The sequence below is a fragment of the Streptococcus sp. HMSC063B03 genome, assembly GCF_001836965.1.
Lineage (GTDB): Bacteria > Bacillota > Bacilli > Lactobacillales > Streptococcaceae > Streptococcus > Streptococcus pneumoniae_F.
In genome coordinates, this window is the sequence record NZ_KV831064.1 from 129,266 (window position 1) to 146,740 (window position 17,475).

Below are 17,475 nucleotides of genomic sequence, written 5' to 3' on the forward strand. Positions count from 1 at the left end.
CGGAAAACTTTTCTAAAAACTCAGAAGAGAAGGGGGAGTTTGGATTTGAATAGAGACCGCTCTAATCTTCTCAATATCATCAAAATTAAGAAAGAAAGGAATTGAACCCACCCTAAAAGCAGTGGGAAAAAGATAGTTGGTCTAGCGAGCATCGCTCACTGCACCCAACTCCTATTTTCCCTTTGCTTTTTGACGGGTTTGGTATCTTTCTAAATATCAAATATAAAAAAAGAAAGGTAGAGCGTGTGTTCTGATTTGAACACGAGCGGAAAACTCGGAAAATAGATAATCTGACTGAGAAATCAGGATTTCTCGTCAGATTCCTAATTTTCAGTCGTTTTCTTGTCGCTCTTTGTATCATAAATTATGTCTATCCATATTGCTGCTCAGCAGGGTGAAATTGCTGATAAAATTCTTCTTCCTGGGGATCCTCTTCGTGCGAAGTTTATTGCGGAGAATTTCCTTGAAGATGCTGTTTGTTTTAACGAAGTGCGTAACATGTTTGGTTACACTGGTACTTACAAGGGCCACCGTGTATCTGTCATGGGAACTGGGATGGGGATGCCATCGATTTCGATTTATGCGCGTGAGTTGATTGTGGACTACGGTGTGAAAAAATTGATCCGTGTGGGAACAGCAGGTTCTTTGAATGAAGACGTTCACGTCCGTGAATTAGTTTTGGCGCAAGCAGCTGCAACCAATTCAAACATCATCCGCAACGACTGGCCACAGTATGATTTTCCACAAATCGCTAGCTTTGATTTGTTGGATAAGGCCTACCATATCGCCAAAGAACTCGGTATGACAACCCATGTTGGGAACGTTTTGTCATCTGATGTCTTTTATTCAAACTACTTTGAAAAGAACATCGAACTTGGTAAATGGGGCGTCAAGGCTGTGGAAATGGAAGCAGCAGCTCTTTACTATCTTGCTGCTCAACACCATGTTGATGCGCTAGCTATTATGACTATCTCTGATAGCTTGGTCAATCCAGATGAAGACACGACTGCAGAAGAACGCCAAAATACTTTCACTGATATGATGAAGGTCGGATTGGAAACCTTGATTGCAGAGTAAAATGTAAAAGAAAATCCTGATTTCAAGTAAAATCAGGATTTTTTCATGGATGCAATTTTTTCTGGGTCTGGTGTGACACGGAGGGTCTTTTGCCCGGTGTAGGTGACAAAGCCTGGTTTTCCGCCAGTTGGTTTGTTGAGTTTCTTGACTTCAATCATATCTACCTGCACCAGATTTGACAGGCGACCTTGAGAGAAGTAGGCTGCAAGTTCTGCTGCGTCTGTCTTGACTTCATCAGATGGGTCAAGGTTGCCTGAGATGACAACGTGGCTTCCAGGGATATCCTTGGCATGGAACCAAAGTTCCTCCTTGCGGGCCATTTTAAAGGTTAGCTCCTCATTTTGCAGGTTATTGCGTCCGACATAGATGATGGTTTTGCCATCGCTTGCTAGATACTGTTCTGGTTTTTTTCGTTTCTGTATTTTCTCCCGTTGTCTTCTGCGGATAAAGCCAGTTTGAATCAATTCTTCACGGATTTCAGCGATTTCTTCCAGTCCAGCTTGGTTGAGGACGGTCTCCACACTTTCCAGATAGAGAATAGTTGCCTTGGTTTCCTCAATCAGATCAGTCAAGTATTTGACAGCTTCTTTGAGTTTTTGGTAACGTTTAAAGTAGCGTTGGGCATTCTGGTTGGGAGTTAAGGCCTTATCAAGCGCAATGGTGATAGGTTGGTTGGTGTAGTAGTTGTCTAGGATAACCTGGTCTTGGTCGTTAGGCACTTGATGGAGGAAGGTTGTTAGCAATTCCCCTTTTTGACGAAATTCCTCCGCATTGTCTGTCGCCAGTAACTCTTTTTCTTGTTTTTTCAGCTTATGGCGATTTTTTTGAAGTTCATTTTCAACACGACGAATGAGTTCACTGGCTTGCTGTTTGACGCGGTCGCGTTCAGCCTTATCCTTATAGTAGGTGTCCAACAAATCAGAAAGATTTGCAAAAGGCTCTCCCACCTGATTTGCAAAAGGAACTGGGCTGAAGGAAGTCTCAGTCAAGCATGGTTTGGTTTCTTGATTGAAAAAGTTTCGGAAAGTGGAAAGTTTTTCACTAACCAGTATGCTTTCCAATTCATTTGCCGTATCGCGTCCCAGACCTTGAAAGAGGCTTTGAAGATTTTTAGCTGTCGTTTCCTGTGTTTGCAGGATTTCAAATAGTTTCTCGTCCTTGATCGTAAAAGGATTGAGAGATACCGTACTTGGCGGAGCGATATAGGTTGATCCAGGAAGCAAGGTGCGGTAGCTATTTTGTGAAAAGCCAACGTGTTTGATGACTTCGAGGATTTTATGACTGCTTTTATCGACCAGTAGAATATTACTGTGTTTGCCCATGATCTCGATAATGAGAGTCGCCTGAATATGGTCCCCAATTTCGTTTTTATTAGAAACCGTAATTTCCACAATACGGTCATTTTCCACTTGCTCAATTGATTCAATCAGGGCACCCTGCAAATACTTTCTTAAAACCATGATAAAGGTAGAAGGTTGGGCTGGATTTTCAAAAGTCGTTTGGGTCAGCTGAATGCGTCCAAAAACTGGATGGGCAGAAAGGAGCAGGCGATGACTTTGGCGATTGCTACGGATTTGCAAGACCAACTCTTGTTCAAAAGGTTGATTGATTTTCTGGATGCGACCGTTCACTAACTCTCTTCGCAATTCCTCAACCATGTGGTGTAAAAAAAATCCGTCAAATGACATCGTTCTCTCCTTGTGATTGTATTCCATAGTATTATATCAAAAAGGTAGAATAAAATCATGGAAATGTGGTATAATAAAGCCAAGTAAAGAGAAACGAGAAGCACATGTATATTGAAATGGTAGATGAAACTGGTCAAGTTTCAAAAGAAATGTTGCAACAAACCCAAGAAATTTTGGAATTTGCAGCCCAAAAATTAGGAAAAGAAGACAAGGAAATGGCAGTTACCTTTGTGACCAACGAGCGTAGTCATGAACTCAATCTAGAGTACCGTGACACCGACCGTCCGACAGATGTCATCAGCCTCGAGTATCGACCAGAGTTAGAAATTGCCTTTGACGAAGAAGATTTACTTGAAAATCCAGAATTGGCAGAGATGATGTCTGAGTTTGATGCCTATATTGGGGAACTTTTCATCTCTATCGATAAGGCACATGAGCAGGCCGAGGAATATGGCCACAGCTTTGAGCGTGAGATGGGCTTCTTGGCAGTACACGGCTTTTTACATATCAACGGCTATGATCACTACACTCCGGAAGAAGAAGCGGAGATGTTCGGTTTACAAGAAGAAATTTTGACAGCCTATGGACTCACAAGACAATAAACGAAAATGGAAAAATCGTGACCTGATATCCAGTTTAGAATTTGCCCTCACAGGAATTTTTACTGCCATCAAGGAAGAACGCAATATGCGAAAACATGCAGTGACGGCTCTTGTAGTCATTCTTGCAGGTTTTGTTTTTCATGTGTCACGAATCGAATGGCTCTTTCTCCTATTGAGCATTTTCTTGGTAGTAGCCTTTGAAATTATCAATTCTGCTATTGAAAATGTGGTGGATTTGGCCAGTCACTATCACTTTTCCATGCTGGCTAAAAATGCCAAGGATATGGCAGCTGGCGCGGTATTAGTGGTCTCTCTTTTCGCAGCCTTAACAGGCGCATTGATTTTTCTCCCACGAATCTGGGATTTATTATTTTAAACAGTAAGAGGAAATTATGACTTTTAAATCAGGCTTTGTAGCCATTTTAGGACGTCCCAACGTTGGGAAGTCAACCTTTTTAAATCACGTCATGGGGCAAAAGATTGCCATCATGAGTGACAAGGCGCAGACAACGCGCAACAAAATCATGGGAATTTACACGACTGATAAGGAACAAATCGTCTTTATAGACACACCAGGGATTCACAAGCCTAAAACAGCTCTAGGAGATTTCATGGTTGAGTCTGCCTACAGTACCCTTCGCGAAGTGGATACCGTTCTCTTCATGGTGCCTGCTGATGAGGCGCGTGGTAAGGGAGACGACATGATTATCGAGCGCCTCAAGGCTGCCAAGGTTCCTGTGATTTTGGTGGTGAACAAGATTGATAAGGTTCATCCAGACCAGCTTTTGTCCCAGATTGATGATTTCCGAAATCAGATGAACTTTAAGGAAATCGTTCCAATCTCAGCCCTTCAAGGAAATAACGTCTCTCGTCTAGTGGATATTTTGAGTGATAATCTGGATGAAGGTTTTCAGTATTTCCCGTCTGATCAAATCACAGACCATCCAGAGCGTTTCTTGGTTTCAGAAATGGTTCGCGAGAAAGTCTTGCACCTAACTCGTGAAGAGATTCCTCACTCAGTTGCTGTAGTGGTTGACTCTATGAAACGAGATGAAGAGACAGACAAGGTTCACATCCGTGCAACCATCATGGTCGAGCGCGATAGCCAAAAAGGGATTATCATCGGTAAAGGTGGCGCTATGCTTAAGAAAATCGGTAGCATGGCTCGTCGTGATATTGAACTCATGTTAGGAGACAAGGTCTTCCTAGAAACATGGGTCAAGGTCAAGAAAAACTGGCGCGATAAAAAGCTAGATTTGGCTGACTTTGGCTATAATGAAAAAGAATACTAAGTAGAGGTGGGCTCATGCCTGCTTCTTGTTTTTACAGAAGGAGGACTTATGCCTGAATTACCTGAGGTTGAAACCGTTCGACGTGGCTTAGAAAAATTGATTTTGGGTAAAAAGATTTCTAGCATTGATATTCGCTATCCCAAGATGATTAAGACGGATTTGGACGAATTTCAAAAGGAAGTGCCTGGTCAGATTATTGAGTCAATGGAACGTCGGGGCAAATATTTGCTTTTTTACCTGACAGACAAGGTCTTGATTTCCCATTTGCGGATGGAGGGCAAGTATTTTTACTATCCAGACCAAGCACCTGAACGAAAACACGCCCATGTTTTCTTTCAGTTTGAAGATGGTGGCACGCTTGTTTATGAGGATGTACGCAAGTTTGGTACTATGGAACTCTTGGCGCCTGACCTTTTGGAAGCCTACTTTATTTCTAAAAAACTAGGGCCTGAACCAAGCGAACAAGACTTTGATTTGCAGAACTTTCAAGCTGCCCTTGCCAAGTCCAAAAAGCCTATCAAATCTCACTTATTAGATCAAACCTTGGTAGCTGGCCTTGGTAATATTTATGTAGATGAGGTTCTCTGGCAAGCTCAGGTACATCCAGCTAGACCTTCCCAGACTTTGACAGCAGCAGAAGCGACAGCTATTCATGACCAGACCATTGCTGTATTGGGACAGGCTGTTGAAAAAGGTGGATCAACCATTCGGACCTATACCAATGCCTTTGGGGAAGATGGAACCATGCAGGATTTTCATCAAGTCTATGACAAGGCTGATCAAGAATGTGTACGCTGTGGTACCATCATTGAGAAAATCCAACTAGGTGGACGAGGCACCCACTTTTGTCCAAACTGCCAAAGGAGGAGCTGATGGGGAAAATCATCGGAATCACAGGAGGAATTGCCTCTGGTAAGTCAACAGTGACAAATTTTCTAAGAAAGCAAGGCTTTCAAGTAGTGGATGCCGACGCAGTCGTCCACCAACTACAGAAACCTGGTGCTCGTCTGTTTGAAGCTCTAGTCCAGCACTTTGGTCAAAAAATTATCTTAGAAAATGGAGAACTCAATCGCACTCTCCTAGCTAGTCTCATCTTTTCAAATACTGATGAACGAGAATGGTCTAAGCAAATTCAAGGAGAGATTATCCGTGAGGAACTGGCTACTTTGAGAGACCAATTGGCTCAGACAGAAGAGATTTTCTTCATGGATATTCCCCTACTTTTTGAGCAGGACTACATCTCTTGGTTTGATGAGACTTGGTTGGTCTATGTGGACCGAGATGTCCAAGTAGAACGCTTAATGAAAAGGGACCAGTTGTCCGAAGATGAAGCTGAGTTTCGTCTGGCAGCCCAGTGGCCTTTAGATAAAAAGAAAGATTTGGCCAGCCATGTTCTAGATAACAATGGCAATCAGGACCAGCTTCTTACTCAGGTCTTCTCCCTGCTTGAGGGAGGTAAGCAAGATGACAGAGATTAACTGGAAGGATAATCTGCGCATTGCTTGGTTTGGTAATTTTTTGACAGGAGCCAGCATTTCCTTGGTTGTGCCTTTTATGCCCATCTTTGTGGAAAATCTGGGCGTAGGGAGTGATCAAGCTGCTTTTTATGCAGGTTTAGCTATTTCTGTCTCTGCCATTTCCGCGGCGCTCTTTTCTCCTATCTGGGGGATTTTTGCTGATAAATACGGTCGAAAACCCATGATGATTCGGGCTGGCCTTGCCATGACTATCACTATGGGGGGATTGGCTTTTGTGCCAAATATTTATTGGTTAATCTTTCTTCGTTTACTGAATGGTGTATTTGCGGGTTTTGTTCCCAATGCAACGGCCTTGATAGCCAGTCAGGTTCCCAAGGAGAAATCAGGCTCTGCCTTAGGTACTTTGTCTACAGGCGTAGTTGCAGGTACTTTAACTGGTCCCTTTATCGGGGGATTTATTGCAGAATTATTTGGCATCCGTACTGTTTTCTTACTGGTTGGTAGTTTTCTATTTTTAGCTGCTGTTTTGACTATTTGCTTTATCAAGGAAGATTTTAAACCAGTAGCCAAGGAAAAGGCTATTCCAACAAAGGAATTATTTACCTCGGTCAAATATCCCTATCTTTTGGTCAATCTCTTTCTAACCAGTTTTGTCATTCAATTTTCAGCCCAATCCATTGGCCCTATTTTAGCACTTTATGTACGCGACTTAGGTCAGACAGAGAATCTTCTTTTTGTATCTGGTTTGATTGTATCCAGTATGGGCTTTTCCAGCATGATGAGTGCAGGAATCATGGGCAAGCTAGGTGACAAGGTGGGTAATCATCGCCTCTTGGTTGTAGCCCAGTTTTATTCAGTCATCATCTATCTCCTCTGTGCTAATGCCTCTAGTCCCCTTCAACTAGGCCTCTATCGTTTCCTCTTTGGCCTGGGAACCGGTGCCTTGATTCCCGGAGTTAATGCCCTTCTAAGCAAGATGACGCCCAAAACTGGTATTTCGAGGGTCTTTGCCTTCAATCAGGTATTCTTTTATCTGGGAGGTGTCGTTGGGCCTATGGCAGGTTCTGCAGTAGCAGGACAATTTGGCTACCATGCAGTCTTCTATGCGACAAGCCTTTGTGTTGCCTTTAGTTGTCTCTTTAACCTTCTTCAATTTCGAACATTATTAAAAGTAAAGGAAATCTAGTGCGAGTAAAAATTAATCTCAAATGCTCCTCTTGTGGCAGTATCAATTACCTAAGCAGTAAAAATTCAAAAACCCATCCAGACAAGATCGAGGTTTTAAAGTATTGTCCCAAGGAAAGAAAAGTAACCCTACATCTTGAATCTAAGTAGATTTTATGGTAAAATAATAGGGATTTTAAGGAGTTTGATATGTATAACCTATTATTAACCATTTTATTAGTATTATCTGTTGTGATTGTGATTGCGATTTTCATGCAACCAACTAAAAACCAATCCAGCAATGTATTTGATGCCAGCTCAGGTGATTTGTTTGAACGCAGTAAAGCACGCGGTTTTGAAGCTGTAATGCAGCGTTTGACAGGGATTTTAGTCTTTTTCTGGCTAGCCATTGCCTTAGCATTGACGGTATTATCAAGTAGATAAGAAAATAATGGGCAGGACTAGGTCTTTGCCTCTTTTTATTTTTAAAGGATATTTGAGCAGGTTTTACAGTAAAAGAAAATAAAAAATCTAGAAAGAAAATATGAAAGATAGAATAAAAGAATATTTGCAAGATAAGGGAAAGGTGACTGTCAATGACTTGGCTCAGGCTTTGGGAAAAGACGGTTCCAAGGATTTTCGTGAGTTGATTAAAACCTTGTCCCTAATGGAAAGAAAGCACCAGATTCGCTTTGAAGAAGATGGAAGTCTGACCTTGGAAGTCAAGAAAAAACATGAGATTACTCTCAAGGGGATTTTTCATGCTCATAAAAATGGCTTTGGCTTTGTTAGTCTGGAAGGCGAGGAGGACGACCTTTTTGTAGGAAAAAACGATGTCAACTATGCTATTGATGGTGATACCGTTGAGGTCGTCATTAAGAAAGTCGCTGACCGCAATAAAGGAACAGCAGCAGAAGCAAAAATTATCGATATCTTAGAACACAGTCTGACAACAGTTGTTGGCCAAATCGTTCTAGATCAGGAAAAGCCCAAGTATGCTGGCTACATCCGTTCAAAGAATCAGAAAATCAGTCAACTGATTTATGTTAAGAAACCAGCCCTTAAACTCGAGGGAACCGAAGTTCTCAAGGTCTTTATCGATAAATACCCAAGCAAGAAACATGATTTCTTTGTTGCGAGTGTACTAGATGTGGTTGGGCATTCAACGGATGTCGGAATTGATGTTCTTGAGGTTTTGGAGTCTATGGACATTGTATCTGAGTTTCCAGAAGCTGTTGTCAAGGAAGCAGAAAGTGTTCCTGATGCTCCGTCTCAAAAGGATATGGAAGGTCGTCTGGATCTAAGAGATGAGATTACCTTTACCATTGATGGTGCGGATGCCAAGGACTTGGACGATGCGGTGCATATCAAGACCTTGAAAAATAGAAATCTAGAGCTTGGTGTTCACATCGCAGATGTTTCCTACTATGTAACCGAGGGTTCTGCCCTTGACAAGGAAGCCCTTAACCGCGCAACTTCTGTCTATGTGACAGACCGTGTGGTCCCAATGCTTCCAGAACGACTGTCAAATGGCATCTGTTCCCTCAATCCTCAAGTTGACCGCCTGACCCAGTCTGCCATTATGGAGATTGATAAACATGGTCGTGTGGTTAATTACACCATTACACAAACAGTTATCAAGACAAGCTTCCGTATGACCTATAGTGATGTCAATGATATCCTAGCTGGAGACAAGGAAAAGAGACAAGAATATCAGAAAATTGTTCCAAGTATTGAACTTATGGCTAAGCTCCATGAAACTCTAGAAAACATGCGTGTGAAACGTGGAGCCCTCAATTTTGATACCAATGAAGCTAAGATTTTAGTGGATAAACAAGGTAAGCCTGTTGATATCGTTCTTCGTCAGCGTGGTGTTGCCGAGCGCATGATTGAGTCCTTCATGTTGATGGCCAATGAAACAGTTGCCGAACATTTCAGCAAGTTGGATTTGCCTTTTATCTATCGAATTCACGAGGAGCCTAAGGCTGAAAAAGTTCAGAAGTTTATTGATTATGCTTCAAGCTTTGGCTTGCGCATTTATGGGACTGCCAGTGAGATTAGCCAGGAGGCTCTCCAAGACATCATGAGTGCTGTTGAGGGAGAACCTTATGCAGATGTATTATCCATGATGCTTCTTCGCTCTATGCAGCAGGCTCGCTATTCGGAGCATAACCATGGTCACTATGGTCTAGCGGCCGACTATTATACTCACTTTACCAGTCCGATTCGCCGTTATCCAGACCTCCTTGTTCATCGTATGATTCGTGATTACGGCCGTTCTAAGGAAATAGCAGAGCATTTTGAGAAAGTGATTCCAGAGATTGCGACCCAGTCTTCCAACCGGGAACGTCGTGCTATTGAGGCTGAACGTGAAGTCGAAGCCATGAAAAAGGCTGAGTACATGGAGGAATATGTAGGCGAAGAGTACGATGCGGTTGTATCAAGTATTGTCAAATTCGGTCTCTTTGTTGAATTGCCGAATACAGTTGAAGGCTTGATTCACATCACCAATTTGCCTGAGTTTTACCATTTCAATGAGCGGGATTTAACTCTTCGTGGGGAGAAATCAGGAACAACCTTCCGTGTAGGTCAGCAAATCCGTATCCGAGTTGAAAGAGCCGACAAGATGACGGGTGAAATTGACTTCTCTTACATCCCAAGTGAGTTTGATGTGATTGAAAAAGGCTTGAAACAGTCTAGTCGCAGTGACAGAGGGCGTGGTTCAAGTCGTCGTTCAGATAAGAAGGAAGATAAGAGAAAATCAGGACGCTCAAATGATAAGCGCAAGCATTCACAAAAAGACAAGAAGAAAAAAGGAAAGAAACCCTTTTACAAGGAAGTAGCTAAGAAAGGAGCCAAGCATGGCAAAGGGCGAGGGAAAGGTCGTCGCACAAAATAAAAAGGCGCGTCACGACTATACAATCGTAGATACGCTAGAGGCAGGGATGGTCCTGACTGGAACTGAAATCAAGAGTGTGCGAGCAGCTCGAATCAATCTCAAGGATGGCTTTGCCCAAGTAAAAAATGGGGAGGTCTGGTTGAGCAATGTTCATATCGCTCCTTACGAAGAGGGCAATATCTGGAACCAAGAACCAGAACGCCGTCGCAAACTCCTGCTCCATAAGAAACAAATCCAAAAATTGGAACAAGAGACCAAAGGGACAGGAATGACGCTGGTTCCCCTTAAGGTCTATATCAAAGATGGCTATGCCAAGCTCCTTTTAGGCCTAGCTAAAGGGAAGCATGACTACGACAAACGGGAGTCTATCAAACGTCGTGAACAAAACCGCGATATCGCGCGTGTCATGAAAGCAGTCAACCAGCGATAAAAAGAGGAATGAAAATGGAAAAACTAGTTGCCTATAAACGTATGCCCTTGTGGAATAAACAAACTATGCCTGAAGCTGTCCAGCAGAAACACAATACCAAGGTCGGGACTTGGGGCAAGATTACAGTTGTAAAAGGAGCCCTCAAGTTTATTGAGTTGACAGAAGATGGTGAGGTTCTAGCTGAACACCTCTTTGAAGCAGGTGCAGACAATCCCATGGCGCAACCGCAAGCCTGGCACCGAGTGGAGGCTGTAACAGACGATGTAGAATGGTATTTAGAATTTTATTGTAAACCTGAGGATTATTTCCCTAAAAAATACAATACCAATCCGGTTCATTCAGAGGTCCTAGAGGCCATGCAGACAGTAAAACCAGGGAAAGCCTTGGATTTGGGCTGTGGTCAAGGCCGTAACTCTCTCTTTCTTTCACAGAATGGTTTTGATGTGACGGCTGTGGATCAAAATGAATTGGCCCTTGAAATCTTACAAAGCATTGTGGAGCAGGAAGACCTGGATATGCCTGTAGGTCTTTACGATATCAATTCAGCTAGTATTGGGCAAGCGTATGATTTCATCGTATCGACAGTTGTTTTGATGTTTTTGCAAGCAGACCGCATTCCTGCAATTATCAAAAATATGCAGGAGCATACCACGGTCGGTGGTTATAATCTTATCGTTTGTGCCATGGACACGGAGGATTATCCTTGCTCGGTTAACTTCCCATTCACTTTTAAAGAAGGGGAATTGGCAAACTACTACAAGGATTGGGAGTTGGTCAAGTACAATGAAAATCCTGGTCATCTTCACCGTCGCGATGAGAATGGCAATCGTATTCAACTACGCTTTGCGACCATGCTAGCTAAAAAAATCAAATAAGTATGAATGAAGATTAGGAAATTTCCTGATCTTTTTTCTTTTTTACGAATAATATAGAAAAGGAGGGAATCATGTTTGTTGCGAGAGATGCTAGGGGAGAATTGGTAAATGTGTTAGAGGATAAACTTGAGAAGCAAGCATACACCTGCCCAGCTTGTGGAGGTCAGCTCCGTTTGCGTCAAGGACCAAGTGTCCGGACCCATTTTGCCCACAAAACCTTAAAAGACTGTGATTTTTCCTCTGAAAATGAAAGTCCAGAACACCTGGCAAATAAAGAATCACTTTATCACTGGTTGAACAAAGAGGCAGAGGTGCAATTAGAATACCTGCTTCCAGAGCTTAAACAGATTGCGGATGTGTTTGTAAATGGCAATCTTGCTCTAGAAGTTCAGTGTAGTCCCTTGCCACAGAAACTTCTTAAAGAGCGTAGCGAGGGCTATCGTAGTCAGGGTTACCAAGTACTGTGGTTACTGGGAGAAAAACTTTGGCTCAAGGAGCGTTTGACTCGTCTGCAAGAAGGTTTTCTCTATTTTAGTCAAAACGTGGGCTTTTATGTTTGGGAATTAGACAGTGAAAAACAAGTTTTAAGACTCAAATACCTGATTCACCAAGATCTCCGCGGTAAACTCCATTATCAAATCAAGGAATTTCTCTATGGTCAAGCTAGTTTATTGGAAATATTGCGTTTCCCTTATAAGAAACAAAAAATATCTCATTTTACAGTTTCTGAGGATAAGCACATCTGTCGCTATATCCGACAGCAACTCTATTACCAAAATCCTATTTGGATGAAAGAACAAGCAGAAGCTTATGAAAAGGGAGATAATATCCTGACTTATGGGCTGAAAGAATGGTATCCACAAATTCGACCACTAGTAGGTGAGTTTTGCCAGATTAAGCAAGATTTGACCAGCTATTATCAGTATTTTCAAACCTATTACCAAGAAAATCCTCAAAATGATTGGCAAAAGCTTTATCCACCAGCCTTTTATCAGCAATATTTCTTGAAAAATATGGTAAAATAAAAAGGATGGAGGAATCTAATGGTATTACAAAGACATGAAATAAATGAAAAAGATACATGGGATCTATCAACGATTTACCCAACTGACCAGGCTTGGGAAGAAGCCTTAAAAGATTTAACAGAACAATTGGAGAAAGTAGCCCAGTATGAAGGACATCTCCTGGATAGTGCGGATAGCCTACTCGAAATTACTGAATTTTCTCTTGAAATGGAACGCCAAATGGAGAAGCTTTACGTTTATGCTCATATGAAGAATGACCAAGACACACGTGAAGCCAAGTATCAAGAGTACTATGCCAAGGCCATGACTCTCTATAGTCAGCTAGACCAAGCCTTCTCATTCTATGAACCTGAATTTATGGAAATCAGTGAAAAGCAGTATGCTGACTTTTTAGAAGCTCAACCAAAATTACAGGTTTATCAACACTATTTTGACAAGCTTTTGCAAGGCAAGGAACACGTTCTTTCACAACGTGAAGAAGAATTATTAGCTGGAGCTGGGGAAATCTTTGGTTCGGCAAGTGAAACCTTCGCTATCTTGGACAATGCGGATATTGTGTTCCCTTATGTCCTCGACGATGATGGTAAGGAAGTTCAGCTATCTCATGGGACTTACACACGTTTGATGGAGTCTAAAAATCGTGAGGTTCGTCGTGGTGCTTATCAAGCCCTTTATGCGACTTATGAACAATTCCAACATACCTATGCCAAAACCTTGCAAACCAATGTTAAGGTGCAAAACTATCGTGCCAAAGTTCGCAACTACAAGAGCGCTCGTCATGCAGCCCTAGCAGCCAATTTTGTTCCAGAAAGTGTTTATGACAATTTGGTAGCAGCAGTTCGCAAGCATTTGCCACTCTTGCATCGTTACCTTGAACTTCGTTCAAAGATTTTGGGGATTTCAGACCTCAAGATGTACGATGTCTACACACCACTTTCATCTGTTGAATACAGTTTTACTTATGAAGAAGCCTTGAAAAAAGCAGAAGAAGCTTTGGCAGTATTGGGAGAGGATTACTTGAGCCGTGTTAAACGTGCCTTCAGTGAGCGTTGGATTGATGTTTACGAAAACCAAGGCAAGCGTTCAGGGGCTTACTCTGGTGGTTCTTACGATACAAATGCCTTTATGCTTCTTAACTGGCAGGACAATCTGGACAATCTCTTTACTCTTGTTCATGAAACAGGTCACAGTATGCACTCAAGCTATACTCGCGAAACTCAGCCTTATGTTTACGGGGATTACTCTATTTTCTTGGCTGAGATTGCCTCAACCACTAATGAAAATATCTTGACGGAGAAATTATTGGAAGAAGTGGAAGATGACACAACTCGCTTTGCTATTCTCAATAACTTCCTAGATGGTTTCCGTGGAACAGTTTTCCGCCAAACTCAATTTGCTGAATTTGAACACGCGATTCACCAAGCGGATCAAAATGGTGAAGTCTTGACAAGCGATTTCCTAAATAAACTCTACGCAGACTTGAACCAAGAGTATTATGGTTTGAGTAAGGAAGACAATCCTGAAATCCAGTACGAGTGGGCTCGCATTCCACACTTCTACTATAACTACTATGTATATCAATATTCAACAGGTTTTGCAGCAGCCTCAGCTTTGGCTGAAAAGATTGTTCATGGTAGTCAAGTAGACCGTGACCGTTATATCGACTACCTCAAGGCAGGTAAGTCTGACTATCCACTTAATGTCATGAGAAAAGCTGGTGTTGATATGGAGAAGGAAGACTATCTCAACGATGCTTTTGCAGTCTTCGAACGTCGCTTAAATGAGTTTGAAGCCCTTGTTGAAAAATTGGGATTGGCATAAGATGGTTGAATCGTATAGTAAAAATGCCAACCATAACATGCGTCGTCCTGTTGTCAAGGAAGAAATTGTAGACTTGATGCGTCAGCGTCAAAAGCAAGTAACAGGCTCTTTGAAAGAATTGGAAGACTTTGCTCGCAAGGAAAATATTCCTATCATTCCCCATGAAACGGTTGCTTATTTCCGTTTTCTCATGGAAACCATACAACCTAAAAATATTCTGGAAATAGGGACGGCCATCGGTTTTTCAGCCCTCTTGATGGCTGAACATGCGCCAAATGCTAAGATTACAACCATTGACCGCAATCCAGAAATGATTGGATTTGCCAAGGAAAATTTCACCCAGTTTGACAGTCGCAAGCAAATTACGCTCCTAGAAGGAGATGCGGTAGATGTCTTATCTACCTTGACAGAGTCCTATGATTTCGTCTTTATGGATTCAGCCAAGTCTAAATACATCGTCTTTCTGCCAGAAATCCTCAAACATTTGGAAGTCGGTGGTGTGGTTGTCTTGGATGATATTTTTCAAGGTGGTGATGTTGCCAAGGACATTATGGAGGTTCGTCGTGGCCAGCGAACTATTTATCGAGGCCTTCAAAGATTATTTGATGCAACTTTAGACAATCCAGGACTCACTGCAACATTAGTACCTTTAGGGGACGGCATTCTCATGCTTCGTAAAAATGTAGCAGATGTTCAATTGCTTGACAGCGAATAATTTTCAGAAAAATTTAAGAAAATATAGTAAAATAGATAGGGTAACACTTATCTCAAAGGAGTAGACATGAAGAAAAAACTATTGGCAGGTGCCATTACACTATTATCAGTAGCAACTTTAGCAGCTTGTTCGAAAGGTTCAGAAGGGGCAGACCTTATCAGCATGAAAGGGGATGTCATCACAGAACATCAATTTTATGAGCAAGTGAAAATCAATCCTTCAGCCCAACAAGTCTTGTTGAACATGACCATTCAAAAAGTATTTGAGAAGCAATATGGCTCAGAGGTAGATGAGAAAGAAATCGATGAAATCATTTCTGGAGAAGAAAAACAATATGGTGAGAATTACCAACGTGTCTTATCACAATCAGGTATGACTCTTGAAACACGTAAAGCACAAATTCGTACAAGTAAATTAGTTGAATTTGCAGTTAAAAAGGCTGCAGAAGCTGAATTAACTGATGAAGCCTATAAGAAAGCATTTGAGAACTATACTCCGGACGTAACTGCTCAAATTATTCGTCTTGATAATGAGGATAAAGCGAAAGAAGTCCTCGAAAAAGCTAAGGCAAGTGGCGCAGATTTCGCTCAATTAGCTAAAGATAACTCAACTGATGAGAAAACCAAAGCGAACGGTGGTGAAATCACTTTTGATTCAGCTTCAACAGAGGTACCAGATCAAGTTAAGAAGGCAGCTTTTGCCTTGGATGTTAATGGCATTTCTGATGTCATTACAGCTACTGGTACTCAAGCATACAGCAGTCAATATTACATTGTAAAACTCATTAAGAAAACAGAAAAGTCATCTAATATCGATGACTACAAAGAAAAATTGAAAACTGTTATCTTGACTCAAAAACAAAATGATGCATCATTTGTTCAAAGTATTGTCGGAAAAGAATTGCAAGCAGCTAATATCAAGGTTAAAGATCAAGCCTTCCAAAATATCTTTACCCAATATATCGGTGGTGGCGATTCAAGCTCAAGTAGTTCTTCAAAAGAATAAAACAGAAAAGAGCCAAGTGCTCTTTTTCTTATGAGAAAATCTTCTATCTTAAGGGTAAGAGTTTTTTTCTTTCGGAAAAAATGGTATAATAGCAATCAAAACTAGAAAATAAACGGAATTTGGGAATAATTTCTTTTGTTCTCATTAGATTGGTGATACTATGAAGATTAGTAAGAGGCATCTGTTAAACTATTCTATTCTAGTTCCTTACTTACTTTTATCTATTTTGGGCTTGATTGTAGTCTATTCTACAACCAGTGCCATTCTTATCGAAGAAGGTAAAAGTGCCCTCCAATTGGTTCGAAGTCAGGGAATGTTTTGGATACTTAGTTTAATATTGATTGCCTTGATATATAAGCTGAAATTGAATTTTTTAAGAAAAGAACGACTCTTATTTATTGTTATGTTTGTTGAGTTGATTCTCTTAGCTCTGGCTCGCTTAATTGGTACGCCAGTCAATGGAGCCTATGGTTGGATTTCAGTAGGACCTTTGACCATTCAGCCAGCAGAGTATTTGAAGATTATCATCGTCTGGTACTTGGCCCAACGTTTCTCAAAACAACAGGATGAAATTGGGATTTACGATTTTCAAGTTTTAACTCAAAATCAATGGATTCCTCGTGCTTTTAATGATTGGCGCTTCGTCCTACTAGTAATGATAGGAAGTTTAGCTATTTTCCCAGATTTGGGGAATGCTACCATCCTAGCTCTGGTCGCCTTGATTATGTATACAGTTAGTGGAATTGCTCATCGTTGGTTTATAGCCTTTATCGGTGTATTATTTGGAGTTTCAGCCCTATCCTTATCAGCTATCTCTATGATCGGGGTTGATAAGTTTTCAAAAGTTCCAGTATTTGGTTACGTTGCTAAGCGTTTCAGTGCCTACTTTAATCCCTTTGCCGATTTGGCAGGGTCAGGCCACCAACTTGCAAATTCCTACTTTGCCATGGTAAATGGTGGGTGGTTTGGTCTAGGCTTAGGAAATTCAATAGAAAAACGTGGTTATTTACCAGAGGCCCATACAGACTTTGTATTTTCAATTGTTATTGAAGAGTTTGGATTTGTGGGAGCCAGCTTGATTTTAGCACTTGTCTTTTTCCTGATTTTACGAATTATCCTAGTCGGTATTCGTGCTAAGAATCCCTTTAATTCCATGATGGCGATTGGGGTTGGGGGGATGATGCTGGTACAGGTATTTGTCAATATCGGTGGAATTTCTGGCATTATTCCTTCGACAGGAGTAACCTTCCCCTTCTTATCACAAGGAGGGAACAGTCTCCTAGTCTTGTCTGTAGCCATTGCTTTTGTCTTAAATATTGATGCAAGTGAAAAACGTGCCCAATTATATGAGGAGTTAGAAACTCACTCATCAAACTATATGTAGAGTTGATAGTGGAAAGGATT

At 41.4% G+C, this 17,475-nt stretch carries 18 protein-coding genes; 17 read left to right on the forward strand and 1 reads right to left on the reverse strand.

Annotated elements, in window-relative coordinates; translation table 11 throughout:
* Positions 1-366 precede the first annotated feature (366 nt).
* Entirely contained in the window at positions 367-1,077 is a 711-nt protein-coding gene (gene deoD / locus HMPREF2628_RS09240) for a purine-nucleoside phosphorylase (RefSeq protein ID WP_000022091.1), read from the forward strand.
* A gap of 32 nt (positions 1,078-1,109) precedes the next feature.
* Here deoD and pavA read toward each other — a convergent pair whose 3' ends face one another.
* Entirely contained in the window at positions 1,110-2,765 is a 1,656-nt protein-coding gene (gene pavA, locus HMPREF2628_RS09245; RefSeq protein ID WP_070842983.1) for an Rqc2 family fibronectin-binding protein PavA, read from the reverse strand.
* Between the two features lie 104 nt (positions 2,766-2,869).
* On the opposite strand from pavA, the gene ybeY reads away from it, so the two are divergent.
* The 16 genes from ybeY to ftsW all read left to right on the forward strand — a co-directional run bounded on the left by ybeY (position 2,870) and on the right by ftsW (position 17,455).
* Complete coding sequence (gene ybeY / locus HMPREF2628_RS09250; protein WP_070842984.1) at positions 2,870-3,367, forward strand: rRNA maturation RNase YbeY; 498 nt, start codon at positions 2,870-2,872, stop codon at positions 3,365-3,367.
* Positions 3,348-3,743 (forward strand): diacylglycerol kinase family protein, encoded by a 396-nt coding sequence (locus tag HMPREF2628_RS09255; protein ID WP_070842985.1) that lies wholly within the window; start codon positions 3,348-3,350, stop codon positions 3,741-3,743. Before ybeY ends, HMPREF2628_RS09255 begins: the two co-directional genes overlap by 20 nt.
* A 16-nt stretch (positions 3,744-3,759) precedes the next feature.
* Entirely contained in the window at positions 3,760-4,659 is a 900-nt protein-coding gene (era, locus tag HMPREF2628_RS09260) for a GTPase Era (protein ID WP_070842986.1), read from the forward strand.
* A 48-nt stretch (positions 4,660-4,707) separates the two neighbouring features.
* Positions 4,708-5,532, forward strand: a complete 825-nt coding sequence (gene mutM, locus HMPREF2628_RS09265; protein ID WP_070842987.1) for a DNA-formamidopyrimidine glycosylase — start codon at positions 4,708-4,710, stop codon at positions 5,530-5,532.
* Positions 5,532-6,137, forward strand: coding sequence for a dephospho-CoA kinase (gene coaE / locus HMPREF2628_RS09270; protein WP_070842988.1), 606 nt, complete (start codon positions 5,532-5,534; stop codon positions 6,135-6,137). The genes mutM and coaE overlap by 1 nt, the downstream gene beginning before the upstream one ends.
* Entirely contained in the window at positions 6,124-7,323 is a 1,200-nt protein-coding gene (locus tag HMPREF2628_RS09275; protein WP_070842989.1) for a multidrug efflux MFS transporter PmrA, read from the forward strand. Before coaE ends, HMPREF2628_RS09275 begins: the two co-directional genes overlap by 14 nt.
* Positions 7,323-7,472, forward strand: a complete 150-nt coding sequence (gene rpmG, locus HMPREF2628_RS09280; protein ID WP_049551526.1) for a 50S ribosomal protein L33 — start codon at positions 7,323-7,325, stop codon at positions 7,470-7,472. Before HMPREF2628_RS09275 ends, rpmG begins: the two co-directional genes overlap by 1 nt.
* 39 nt (positions 7,473-7,511) lie before the next feature.
* Complete coding sequence (secG, locus tag HMPREF2628_RS09285) at positions 7,512-7,745, forward strand: preprotein translocase subunit SecG (protein ID WP_000282517.1); 234 nt, start codon at positions 7,512-7,514, stop codon at positions 7,743-7,745.
* 100 nt (positions 7,746-7,845) lie between these two features.
* Positions 7,846-10,200 (forward strand): ribonuclease R, encoded by a 2,355-nt coding sequence (gene rnr, locus HMPREF2628_RS09290; protein WP_070842990.1) that lies wholly within the window; start codon positions 7,846-7,848, stop codon positions 10,198-10,200.
* Positions 10,163-10,630 carry an SsrA-binding protein SmpB gene (gene smpB, locus HMPREF2628_RS09295; protein ID WP_001051750.1) on the forward strand — a complete coding sequence of 156 codons (468 nt, stop codon included), beginning with the start codon at positions 10,163-10,165 and terminating at the stop codon, positions 10,628-10,630. The genes rnr and smpB overlap by 38 nt, the downstream gene beginning before the upstream one ends.
* A 14-nt stretch (positions 10,631-10,644) precedes the next feature.
* Positions 10,645-11,505, forward strand: a complete 861-nt coding sequence (tehB, locus tag HMPREF2628_RS09300; protein ID WP_070842991.1) for an SAM-dependent methyltransferase TehB — start codon at positions 10,645-10,647, stop codon at positions 11,503-11,505.
* A gap of 71 nt (positions 11,506-11,576) precedes the next feature.
* Complete coding sequence (locus HMPREF2628_RS09305; protein ID WP_070842992.1) at positions 11,577-12,530, forward strand: competence protein CoiA; 954 nt, start codon at positions 11,577-11,579, stop codon at positions 12,528-12,530.
* Positions 12,531-12,548: 18 nt separating this feature from the next.
* The gene (gene pepF, locus HMPREF2628_RS09310; protein ID WP_070842993.1) at positions 12,549-14,351 is read left to right on the forward strand and encodes an oligoendopeptidase F; all 1,803 of its coding nucleotides are present in this window, start codon (positions 12,549-12,551) and stop codon (positions 14,349-14,351) included.
* A gap of 1 nt (position 14,352) precedes the next feature.
* Positions 14,353-15,066, forward strand: coding sequence for an O-methyltransferase (locus HMPREF2628_RS09315; RefSeq protein ID WP_083320562.1), 714 nt, complete (start codon positions 14,353-14,355; stop codon positions 15,064-15,066).
* Positions 15,067-15,132: 66 nt separating this feature from the next.
* Positions 15,133-16,071: a peptidylprolyl isomerase PrsA gene (prsA, locus tag HMPREF2628_RS09320; RefSeq protein WP_061864126.1), complete on the forward strand. Its 939-nt coding sequence runs from the start codon at positions 15,133-15,135 to the stop codon at positions 16,069-16,071.
* 160 nt (positions 16,072-16,231) lie between these two features.
* A complete protein-coding gene (ftsW, locus tag HMPREF2628_RS09325) occupies positions 16,232-17,455 on the forward strand; it encodes a cell division peptidoglycan polymerase FtsW (RefSeq protein ID WP_049488741.1) in 1,224 nt (407 codons plus the stop codon).
* Positions 17,456-17,475 lie beyond the last annotated feature (20 nt).

What these genes read in the sequence shown, in the direction of transcription:
- tehB (WP_070842991.1), top strand. Translation starts at nt 10,645, where the DNA reads ATGGAAAAACTAGTTGCCTATAAACGTATGCCCTTGTGGAATAAACAA.
- prsA (WP_061864126.1), top strand. Translation starts at nt 15,133, where the DNA reads ATGAAGAAAAAACTATTGGCAGGTGCCATTACACTATTATCAGTAGCA.
- ybeY (WP_070842984.1), top strand. Translation starts at nt 2,870, where the DNA reads ATGTATATTGAAATGGTAGATGAAACTGGTCAAGTTTCAAAAGAAATG.
- pepF (WP_070842993.1), top strand. Translation starts at nt 12,549, where the DNA reads ATGGTATTACAAAGACATGAAATAAATGAAAAAGATACATGGGATCTA.
- HMPREF2628_RS09315 (WP_083320562.1), top strand. Translation starts at nt 14,353, where the DNA reads ATGGTTGAATCGTATAGTAAAAATGCCAACCATAACATGCGTCGTCCT.
- ftsW (WP_049488741.1), top strand. Translation starts at nt 16,232, where the DNA reads ATGAAGATTAGTAAGAGGCATCTGTTAAACTATTCTATTCTAGTTCCT.
- smpB (WP_001051750.1), top strand. Translation starts at nt 10,163, where the DNA reads ATGGCAAAGGGCGAGGGAAAGGTCGTCGCACAAAATAAAAAGGCGCGT.
- coaE (WP_070842988.1), top strand. Translation starts at nt 5,532, where the DNA reads ATGGGGAAAATCATCGGAATCACAGGAGGAATTGCCTCTGGTAAGTCA.
- deoD (WP_000022091.1), top strand. Translation starts at nt 367, where the DNA reads ATGTCTATCCATATTGCTGCTCAGCAGGGTGAAATTGCTGATAAAATT.
- HMPREF2628_RS09305 (WP_070842992.1), top strand. Translation starts at nt 11,577, where the DNA reads ATGTTTGTTGCGAGAGATGCTAGGGGAGAATTGGTAAATGTGTTAGAG.
- HMPREF2628_RS09255 (WP_070842985.1), top strand. Translation starts at nt 3,348, where the DNA reads ATGGACTCACAAGACAATAAACGAAAATGGAAAAATCGTGACCTGATA.
- rnr (WP_070842990.1), top strand. Translation starts at nt 7,846, where the DNA reads ATGAAAGATAGAATAAAAGAATATTTGCAAGATAAGGGAAAGGTGACT.
- era (WP_070842986.1), top strand. Translation starts at nt 3,760, where the DNA reads ATGACTTTTAAATCAGGCTTTGTAGCCATTTTAGGACGTCCCAACGTT.
- pavA (WP_070842983.1), bottom strand. Translation starts at nt 2,765, where the DNA reads ATGTCATTTGACGGATTTTTTTTACACCACATGGTTGAGGAATTGCGA.
- mutM (WP_070842987.1), top strand. Translation starts at nt 4,708, where the DNA reads ATGCCTGAATTACCTGAGGTTGAAACCGTTCGACGTGGCTTAGAAAAA.
- HMPREF2628_RS09275 (WP_070842989.1), top strand. Translation starts at nt 6,124, where the DNA reads ATGACAGAGATTAACTGGAAGGATAATCTGCGCATTGCTTGGTTTGGT.
- secG (WP_000282517.1), top strand. Translation starts at nt 7,512, where the DNA reads ATGTATAACCTATTATTAACCATTTTATTAGTATTATCTGTTGTGATT.